Below are 10,404 nucleotides of genomic sequence, written 5' to 3' on the forward strand. Positions count from 1 at the left end.
AGAAGGTCGCCCGGTCAAGCTGCTTGTTCAGGGTTAGTCGCTTCAATGCAGCGGTTAGCTCTTCTGAGTACTTGCCGTACCCGTTGACAGTGCGGGAATCAGTTCGAGCGAAGCGGAACCTGCCATGGTGTACGGTCACGCTAGTTTCTGGCAAAACGACCTTGACCAAAAGATCCATCACGCGAAGTTGGTGCTCCCGAGCGAGACGGTGAACATAGTTCAACAATGACTCCTGTGCACCGCCACCATCGTCAAGAAGAGGCAAACAGTAGAGCTTGCTACGAGTTGGGAGGGGAAAGTCATCGGCCTCAAATAAGTCAAGACAGCGCTCAGGCATGCGGCACCCCCACTGGATCACGGCTTGGGCCACGCTTGATGCCTGTGCGCGATTTGCGCTTTGTAGAAGCGGTCAGCAGTGGTGCCTCGTCCTCGGGCATCCGCAGATTGAGCGAGGGCGTGTAGCCAAGGCCCAGCATGTTGGCCAACTCATCGTCGTCAGCTTGTTGCAAGTGAGTCTCGCCAGCGACAGCTTCCCTGGTCAGCTTCAGAATTTCCCTATTGCTCAAAGCACACTGCTCCAAGATTTTTCTGGTCAGGCAAGGTGAGGATGGATCAGCAGCAATCGATGCGACAAGCGCGCGGTCAAACCAGTCTTTCAGAACGCCGGCACACCCGATCGACTTCAACATGAAGTAATCAGCGTGCTCCAGCAGCCCCGGCTCTTGACGGATCCCCATTGCTTCAAGAAATGCATTGATGACGTCGGTCATATGCTCTAGGTCACTCCGTTCATTCGAGGGCGCATACCCAGCCACATAGCGGCGAAAGTGCACGACATCCGCCCGGCGCAAGAGTTGCCCGTTACCTTCGAGCACACCGAGCAGGTCGTACGCCCCAACAAGAATGATTGGAATACGCAGTTCCACAGCCAGACTTTTCAAAATCTCGAACTGCAATGTGGGCGCCACCCCTTTCTTCAAGCGCAGGAGCGCACTGGCCTCATCAAGAATCACGATGGGCACCGCCCGATTGCGGATCAGGCTCTCTAGGCTGCGTCTGAGTTCTTCGCGAACCATGCCCTGTGTTGTGGAGTAACTCTGACCGTCAAGGTCAACCTGAAACTGGTTGATTGCCTTACTCTTGATCAGCACCTCTCCGGAGGTCGTAAGCAAGCGCGTAAACAAATCCTTCCAGTTGAAGTGCCCATCCAAAGGTGTCGGAGCACAAAGAGAGAGATACGGCAGGGTGCCAGGATTGGCCGCAAGTCCATCGGCATGACGGAGAATCAAGCGGCGTTCAATGGCGCGGATGACCGTACTCTTGCCCACTCCGGACGGACCCGTAAGCACTAGAACGCTCTCCGGTCTGGGGTTCTCGACAACCCGCAGGATGTGCGACAGAGCGTGATCAAGGGTGTGGTGTCGAATCTGCTTGTTTCTGAAGGCCTGGACCCTTGGGTCAAGTGATGTAGTCATAGATCCCCCAACGCGCGAATGTTCTTGGCTTTAGCAGGACGCGCATGTACACGCCCCGCATCACCCTTATTGAACGAGACCGCTTCTGATTGAGCACCGATCCCGGACGGCGCGTGTACTTTGAACCTGTGGTTCAAAGCCTCCGTGTCCTGCTTCAGTTGCTTCAACAGGTCCTCCTCCTTCTCCGCCTCCTGCAGAAACAGCGCCAACCGCTGGGCGTTCAACACTGACTTCTTTCCCGCCAGGCGATCAGCCAAACGTAGGCGTTCAGTGGCAATGCGGACAGCGCGCTCGGTGTACTGACGGAAGATCGGGTAGTACTCTGAGTAGCACTCACGCCACTCACCACGAACAAAAGCCCAAGCGAGCCCCTTATTGAAGGGGTCATAGCGCGCAGGTACGTTGGTGCCTTGGACACCTGGCCAATTGAACTCCTCGCACTTGAACCAGATGTAGTTGACCTTGATACCGCCCGGGCTCACCTTGGCCTTACCGCGATGCACAGCAGGGCACGACTGGATGATGAAGATCCGGTCGTAAGGTATGAGGCGGTGATTCCGTTCGCCGTGGGAGCGCATTCCGCAGGCCCTTGCAGCGAATGGCGACATGCCCAATCCGGCGTGGTGGCCAGGGTGATAGACCTTCTCCAGATACAACTCCATCCTCTGGTCGAAACGGTCTAGCGTCCAGACTGCGTTGCGGACTGGGTCCACCTCCTTGCTTACCCGGCGGAAGTACTTCTCCTGAATCTCCGTTCCACCCAACAGGTTCGAGACAAACTGCTCCTGAGTTGTACCAAACAGTCGCTCGCACACGCTACCACTGCGTGGTTTGCCCCGCATCCGTTCCCGCTTTGTAATCCGCAGCATGGCCAACTGCGTCTCGTAGTAAGTGCTCTGGAACTCAGGGCCGCCGTCGGTGACGATGATCTGCGGTACCCGGTTGTGGCGGCGCACACAGTCCCTGAGAACCATCATGAATGACCGATACGAAGGCTCGTCGAAGCTTAAGTAATAGGCCAAGACCGTTCTGTCATAGGCATCCATCATCAACGTGAGCCAGATCGTTGGCACCAGCATCGCCAACGTGGCATCCACAAACTTCAAGGGCAGCGGCGTGTGATCAATGTGTGCGACATGCCATGGGCGTACGCCGTGTCTCGGCGTCGTCCACTCAAGCAGCATGTAGTGCGGCTCTTGATCATATGAAGCCTTTTCACCCAATCTCGAAACCGTCTGCTTGTGTCCTCGTCTGCCGCAAGGCAATAGCGCCCCCAACTGGCCTTGCGCTGCTTCCTTTTGATGGTCTCCCAGTCTGTGCGGATCGTCTCTCTTGCCAGGTCCAAGGTCTCACAGGAAACCTTGGGCTTTCGATTGCCCTTGGGTTGAGGCAACAGGCCGATCAACCCAATGCCGTAGGCGACCTCAGCCTCCTTGAAAGCGCGAAGCCAGTACTTCTTCGCACGCAGCTTTCTGCATCGGAGGGGATTGCCCTCCGTAGACCGCCCCTCCAGCACCTCCAACTTGAACAAAGCCACTTGCAAGTCGGTCGGTGATGCACATCGCAACCTCTCCTGCCCCACGTCTGACTCTCTTGAGTGTTCTGACTTAACAATTGAGAGTCGGCCAGCCTGCACTATCGAGTCGAGCTGCTTATGGGTCAAGTCAGCCAACATTGCCTCTGCACTTCGAGGCTCGATGCACTGGATCGTCAAGCCAATCGTGCTTCTGTTCACCACCTGCCAAGGCACACCATCCCATATGACCTTGGCACCTGGCTCAAGCGCCAGGCTAGGGTCGGCAGGAAACTGTGACGGCCCCCGACGTGAGACGTAGGTCTCAAAGGCCCGGTAGGTCAGCTCGTCACGATAGATGCGCGCTGTCTCTTGGTCAGTCAGCCGCTCGTTGGCCAGAGGAAAGTACACCCGCTTATCGACGATCAGTTTGTAAATCGCATCAGCGGAAACCGCTGGCTCCATGTGTATCAACTCAAACAAGCTGACCCACCCCTCAGCCTTCAGCCGCTCTACAACGATATTGAGCTCATCCTTGGAGGCGGCTCTTGCCGCGCCGATGTAGTAGTCCTTTAGTAGCTCCACGTTTTCGTGAAGCGTCCAGTTGTTCTCAGCAGAAGACCTGATCACGAACTGACACCCAAACTCGGCGGCAGCCGCTTCAGCGGGAGGAGATCTCCAGCGGCCATCTTCGTCCCGCATGTACCGCCCCGGGGCATCCTTTGCGAGTCGATGCAATTGCTCCTCGGTCTTGCACTCAACAAAGAAGAAGCCAGACTCAGTGATCCGAAAAAGGTCTGGCGTCGTGGTCGTTGTGTGTTGCCTCGTGCTCTTGGCAAGGCGATATGAGATCTTGAGAGCCTCGGGCTGAGGGTAGAACTCCAGGGTCGTCCGATCGTGATCCCACTCCACTATCGCCACATACTCGGTGCTGGCTGCTTCAGCCTCAACGGCGAAGCTCATCTTCAAAGGGGCGTACCGCAACTTACCGGACTTGCGGGTAGAACTGGTGACCCTGGACTGGACGTTATCCCGAATGCTCCGAATGCGTTTGCGGCCCGCCTCCGGCGTCTGGAGGCGATCGAACATGCTTTGAAGTGCGAGGTCGCTCAGCACACTGCCCTCCCCTGAAGCCCACGCTTCGAGCAACGCAGAAGTGACTTTCGCGCGCGAAACACGCACATAAAGCAAGGCCTGGGGATATGTCTGGACGAGCCAGGGCCTTCCATATCAAACCGGAATTGGCGCATAAATCTTTTAGGCAACAGTTGACCTGTGGAGACGCCTGCGCTAAATTCCGAATGTCACCCCGGAAGCGCGAGCTTTCTCCAATCTGATGCTTGAGAGGCAACCCCTCTCAAGCGCAGTGAGGATCTAGTACTTGATTGATCTGGGCCTTGAGGTCCTTTCCTTATCGAAGCCCGCTAGGGCTTTTTGCATTTTGTGGGCTCAAAACCCTGCAATCCTAGGTCGATAAGGAATAGAAGGCAATACTTGCAGCGCATGGTGCAAGTTAATGCTTTATTTCAAATTTGCGCTCAGCAAATTGAATGCAACAAACTCTGAACGAATATGGGTTGACTGTCAACCCATACTCAGCAGACATAAGCACATATCAGAGCTTTCGAGCACATATACGGCGCCCCCATTCAGGAGTCGTCACCACCATCCTAGTGGCTTGAATAGGGCTAACCTCCTGTGGAGGCTGGGTACCGTCTTGGGAGTCAAGTTTGCCGACTACTACATTCGCCACAACCGGTCACTGTGCCAGTTCGACTCGTATGCCTGCAGGCTCTTGAGCCGATCGATCAACTCTTCCTACACGACCGCTGAGGCAAACGTAGCCGCTGTGCAGAGCGATACGGCTAGATAATTTGCTCTCAACAATAGCCCCAGGAAGAACCCTCATGAGCCTTGCCGGCACACGCTCCAGCCGCGGCGACATCTATCAAGTCTGCGTCGCCATGGAATGGGCGATTCGGATGATCAAGGACCCGAGCCAGACCTGGATGGAGCTTGACTCGACACGCATTATTTCGGGCGGCATTCCTGCACCGGTCGATGATGTCATTATTGGCTGGTCCTCAGGGAGGGAGACTTGCTGCCAGTGTAAAAAGAATCAGACGGGCTTCACGTTCTGGAGTGTGGCGGACATTGAGGACGATCTCAAGAAGGCGGCGAAGCACCTGACCGCAGATCCAAATTCGGACGTTCGGTTCTACTCTCGTGCCGACTTTGGAGACCTTGCCCGTTTGGTTGATCGGGCCCAGCAGATGCCGGACCTCACTGCGTTCTTGACTGGAGTTCCGAAATCGCTGCAGCCCGAACTCGACAAGTTGACGGCAGCTTGGAACGACGCGCTGCCGGGCAGCAAGCACGACATCCACGCCTTGCTGCGACGAATAAGGTTCGAACTGACGCGCGGATTGGGAGACTACGAGGAACACCTGAAGCTTGATCTAGCTCAGCATGTCACCCGTGTAAACGATGCGTACAACACGTTATGGACTGTACTTGACGGATTGGGGGCACGCACGACCGCCCCATCGCTGCTCGTTGAAAGCCATCGCATTACGAGGGAGGACCTACTTCAGATCCTACAAGACAAGGGTTGCGCCATCGCACCGCCCTGCGCGCAGATCGAGATAGAGGGCAAGCTCAAGAGCATGTCGAAGATCGGCCGCGAGTGGCGGCGCGAGATTGCAGGAAGGCGCGTCGAACGCAAAGCCGTCGCAGACTTGATGGAGGCGACCGCCACCAACGGCAGTGTGCTGCTGACGGATGGACCGGGGGCAGGGAAGACCTGCATCCTGATGCAACTCGTCGACGAACTGGAAGCCCGCAGCGATGTAGCGACACTCTTCTTACAGGCGCGAGAATTTGCGGACGCCATGGACCAAGATGATCGGTTAGCCATGGGGCTCTATCCCGACATTCCTGCGTTAGTGTCGGCAATGTCGCAGTGGAAACGAACCATCGTCGTTGTCGATTCCCTGGACGTTCTATCGCTAAACCGTGAGACGCACAGCCTTGCCTTCTTCTTGAGTCTCATTGACCGGTTGCGGGCTATTCCTGGCGTCTGCGTGGTGGTGGCTTGCCGCAGCTTCGATCTCCAATACGACCGAAAGTTGGCAGACAGGCACTGGGACAGGAAGGTCGAGATCGGGCAGCTTGATTGGGGGGACGTGGTAGAGCCCCTGCTCTGTGAGTTGGGCGTGGATACGGCAGACGTTGACGCATTGACGCGAGAGCTGCTGGGCAATGCACGTAATCTGGCGCTCTTTGCTGACGTCACGACCAAGTCAACGCGCAAGAACCTTTCAAGCGCCCAAGAGCTGACCGAGATTTACCTTGATGTCGTAGTCGCGAACGATCCTGATCTGGGGACGCCGGCAATGGTGGCCATTGAGACGATGGCCAATGAAATGCTGGCCCAGCGCCGCCATCAACTGCGACGCAGTAGGGTCGAAGCATCTGACGACCTGCTGCGGCGACTGCTCAGCAACAATGTGCTGTTCAAGAGCGCTCACGGCGATATCGGCTTCGGTCACCAGACGCTACTCGATGCCCTGGCGGTCCGAGACGCGGTTCGGCGGGGATTGAATCTGTTGGAATTCATTCGTTCCCTGCAGCCTGTACCCTTCATTAGGCCGGCGATTCGCGCGTTCTTCACGCACCTGCGCCTAACTGACCGTACTAGCTTGATTGCACAGTTGCGAGCCGTCTTCGATAGCGACGTCGCCTTCCACATCAAGCGACTAATCGCCGAGTCGTACGCTGCGTGCGATCCGGACGTTGGCGACTGGAGCTTGATTCGCCACCTGTTTCGCAATCATCCTGTGCAGTTTAAGACGATCTATGAGGCTGGGCATCAACTCGCATGGCACCACTTCTGGATGCGTCATTTGGTTCCCATGCTGGAGGATGCGCACGACGGCATCTGGTTGAGTTTCCACTTTCAAAGGCTGCAGGAATGGGCGAATGACGATCCCCATGGTGTATTCGGCTTCTGGACTCGATTCGCCACATCGCCTCACGCAAAGACTATGAACCTGCGCGCCCAATTCGGCTTCGTGGTCCGGGGCTTCAAGCATCTAGAGAACGTAGACGCTTACCCTCTCCTAGAGTCGTTGGTCAGTACTCCGGCGACAGAGTACGACACGCTAGGGAATTTGCTGCTTCAGTGGGCCCGTTTTGATCCTCGCGGCGATGCACTCCTGTGGCGTTACATCACAGGCGATGTAACGCCTGATCTAACTCGAGACAAAGAGATTGAGAAGAGGCTCCACTTCGACGAAGGCTGCTTCCAGAAGGGCAAGGACCTGGTACAGCGGCTCATTGATTCGGATGCCCTACTGGACTTGGCCGTGTCAACGCTCGAAGTGTGGGGTAAGACCCTGGCAATCGGTCCTCGTGCGGAGCCTGGTGAAGTGGCTGAAGGCCCAAACAATGAACTCCGCGACGAGACGAGCTACTCGATCACACACTCAAAACACCAACTGCGCCACGTGTCACCTCTCGCGATGTTGGTGCAATGCATTGAGAAGGCTATCCTGCAACGCGCAAAGGCACAGGACGGATGGTGGCAGGCAAATGGACTCCGTGTTTGCTTAAACGACTGCGGTGCACTGCGCTACATCGGCACCCTGGCGATGACTGAATCTCCCGAAGCAAATGCTGAGGCTGCAAAGCAGTTCTTTGCGGACGACAGACGGGCAAGCCTGACGGATCGGTACGAGCTGGGACAACTGATATCAGCAACGGCCCCATATCTTGAGGATGCATTGGCGCTCGTCGAGAGCCACGTGTTTCAGCGCTTGGCTACCTTCGCAGAAAAGTATAAATCCGGGGTTGAAGCGGAGCGGTATAGCCTTCTGAGCCGCATCCCGGCGCTGCTACGCTCAGAGGCAGTGATAGAAGCCATCGCACGTATGGCGGTTGAGTTACCGCTTCCGGTAGAGCAGCCCGATATCTATTCGTCGAGCGGCGTAGTTAGCGCACCGTACGAAGCCGTTCAGTTAACAGCGCTCAGCGATGATGCGCTGGTCAAATTAGTTGTAGCCAGCCAATCTCTGGAAGATGGGCCAAGGGTATTCAACGGATTTAGCGGTGGTCTCGAATCTGTCAACACACTTCTGCGATCCCTGGCGAGTAGCGCTCCACGCCGCTTCCTCAAGCTGCTCGCTAGACATTGGGCCGATTTGCCTGATCGCTCGAAATCTGCAATGCTCGGCGGGGCTGCCGACTACTTGCTATACCGGTACGGAAACGTCCAGAACCTCGCATGGAAAGCCGTGGAGGATGTGGGACACCCAGAGATTCTGCAGTTGTTGCTTGAGGAATTGGAGCGACATCCTCGGCATTGGGCGGGAAGCCGGGAGGGCGCAACGGCTCTAGCCGGGTGCGCGTCGCAGGTCACTGAAGATACCGACGTAAACCGCGTTGTATTATTGGCGCCCGCTCACCTCAAGGCTGAGGATCCAGTATGTGGAGAGCGACAGGATGACGATCTGATCTCCACGGCCATCAACAGCGCACGTGGTGAATTGGCCGAAGGGTTGCTCTCCCTTACGAAGAGCCTTTTCGCAGCGGATCGCGAACTCCCGCCCATTCTGGCTTCGACGGTCAAGCGTCTGGCTCAAGACTGCCATCCGGCCGTACGGGCTGCGATTATCCGGGACCTTGCGTACCTCCAGACCATGAGCGATTTAGGTTGGGATCTGTTCGATTCGGCATTCACTGATGACGACCCCCGCGTATGGGAATACGCCGAGGACACTTTGTACTATGCAATCGGCAAAGATTTTGCACGCGCGAAACCATACCTTGACCGAATGGAGCAATCACAGCTGCAGAGCGTCCTCGAGCCCTGGGGACGGCTGTCTACACTCGCGGTACTTGAGAGCCAGACTCCGTCACAGACCCTGCTGGACAAGCTGACGCTGCTTGATGACGACGCGGCGTGGGATGGCGCGATCTCTGTCTGGGTCTCCAATGCCGGCAACCCACAATTTGCTGCTGACTGCTTCTCTGGCCTGACCGCAGCCGTGGGTCACTCTGCAGCACACCGCCCACTCTTGCAACGCATGAATGCGCTTTTTCAACCTCAGACGCCTACCCCCCGGGTTCCCTTGGACCTGTTCCGCGCGGTTTACGCCTCTGGCAATCTAAATGTGATGGACGCCACCAAGTTGCCAGCATGCGTGGATGAATGGCTGAGCCGCTTCGCCGATACTGATCCAGACCAAACTATGGAGATCGCAGAAATCATCGCAGGCATATGTAAGAGCACGAACACAATGCCCTTCTACGACCCCAAGCCGCTCGGCACGCTGCTGACACAGCTATTCCGCGAAGGCGAGGAGCGCGAACTCTCTGACAAGGGGGAATTCTTGCGCCGCGTTGTGGCATTGCAGGATGTGTTCCTAGCTATGCCAACCACAATTCTTGGTGAATGGTTGCGCGCGGCTGAACGCCCAGGAAGCTGAATCTACCGCCGGAATGAAGCACATTCCTTACTGAACTGCCGTTTGCCACCATCCCCTGTAGCCGGACCCGCTGGATAAGCCGCCTGAGGGTTGTATCGGCGTGGCTTGCCATACGCCCTCGGTTATGCTTCGAGGCAAGCCCTGCGGCAAAGCGATATTTGCTATGCACATCCGAAAAAGGGGCACATAAGGGGGGAAATTTAATGTCAGACGACGACAAGCCGAATGTGGAGATTGTCAAGGCGGCACTAGAGAAGCTGCTAGACAAGTCCCCGCTCGAGAAGTTCGTCAAAGTCGCTACTCAGTCGACGCCACCAACTGCTCCGGCCACGAGCCTGCTTCACGTGGGGTTCAAGGAGAACCAAGGCAACTCGCTTGCGCTGGCCGACTTCCTCTGGAACCAGGCGCTCAACTACGCGCTGACTCGCAAGCGACGGGACCAGGTAAGAGCGAAGGTTGCCAACGCACCCGATGGAGACATCAGCGACATCGGTGGACCGGTGAATGCGGCGCGCAATGCCTTCATCGATTTCCACAAGGACTATCCCAGCAGGGCCAGCGAGGTTGGTGAAGTTCTCGCATATTGCATCGCGGTCAGTCAACTTGGGGCGACCCAGGTCGCAGCAAAGATGTCGCTGAAGACATCAGGCAATATGCCTGTACACGGCCTAGACGGCATCCACGCCAAGGTCGAAGGCGGGGCGCTCTACATCTTCTTTCTCGAGTCGAAGCTAAGCCAGAGCGCAAACGACGGCGTCAAGGAGTACGCCGGATCAGTTGCTGGCTTCGGAAGCAGCGTGAAACAGTATCTACTCGAGTACGCCATGGTCAGGGATCTGGGGAACCTTGACTCCCTCACCGGGAAGGAGCGTGAACTTGCCCTTTCATGCTTTGATGTCCTTGAGAGTCCAGACGCAGTGGAAAGGCG

6 protein-coding genes are annotated in these 10,404 nt (G+C 56.6%); 2 read left to right on the forward strand and 4 right to left on the reverse strand.

Annotated elements, in window-relative coordinates:
• From EPO09_RS17620 to EPO09_RS17635, 4 genes are all read right to left on the reverse strand, one after another.
• Positions 1-370, reverse strand: a 370-nt coding sequence (locus EPO09_RS17620; protein WP_290645047.1) for a hypothetical protein, incomplete at its 3' end; no start/stop codon positions are given.
• Positions 330-1,475, reverse strand: a complete 1,146-nt coding sequence (locus EPO09_RS17625) for an AAA family ATPase (protein WP_290645037.1) — start codon at positions 1,473-1,475, stop codon at positions 330-332. The genes EPO09_RS17620 and EPO09_RS17625, both read right to left, overlap by 41 nt.
• The gene (locus EPO09_RS17630) at positions 1,472-2,581 is read right to left on the reverse strand and encodes a hypothetical protein (protein WP_367200085.1); all 1,110 of its coding nucleotides are present in this window, start codon (positions 2,579-2,581) and stop codon (positions 1,472-1,474) included. The genes EPO09_RS17625 and EPO09_RS17630 overlap by 4 nt, the downstream gene beginning before the upstream one ends.
• Complete coding sequence (locus tag EPO09_RS17635) at positions 2,578-4,104, reverse strand: hypothetical protein (RefSeq protein ID WP_290645039.1); 1,527 nt, start codon at positions 4,102-4,104, stop codon at positions 2,578-2,580. The genes EPO09_RS17630 and EPO09_RS17635 overlap by 4 nt, the downstream gene beginning before the upstream one ends.
• A 791-nt stretch (positions 4,105-4,895) precedes the next feature.
• Here EPO09_RS17635 and EPO09_RS17640 point away from each other — a divergent pair.
• Together EPO09_RS17640 and EPO09_RS17645 are read left to right on the forward strand one after the other, a co-directional pair.
• Entirely contained in the window at positions 4,896-9,476 is a 4,581-nt protein-coding gene (locus EPO09_RS17640) for a hypothetical protein (protein WP_290645041.1), read from the forward strand.
• A gap of 203 nt (positions 9,477-9,679) precedes the next feature.
• On the forward strand, positions 9,680-10,404 hold a 725-nt coding region (locus tag EPO09_RS17645; RefSeq protein WP_290645043.1), incomplete at its 3' end, for a DUF1837 domain-containing protein.

The sequence above is a fragment of the Aquabacterium sp. genome (genome assembly GCF_004297345.1).
In the GTDB taxonomy this organism is placed as follows: Bacteria; Pseudomonadota; Gammaproteobacteria; order Burkholderiales; family Burkholderiaceae_C; genus Aquabacterium.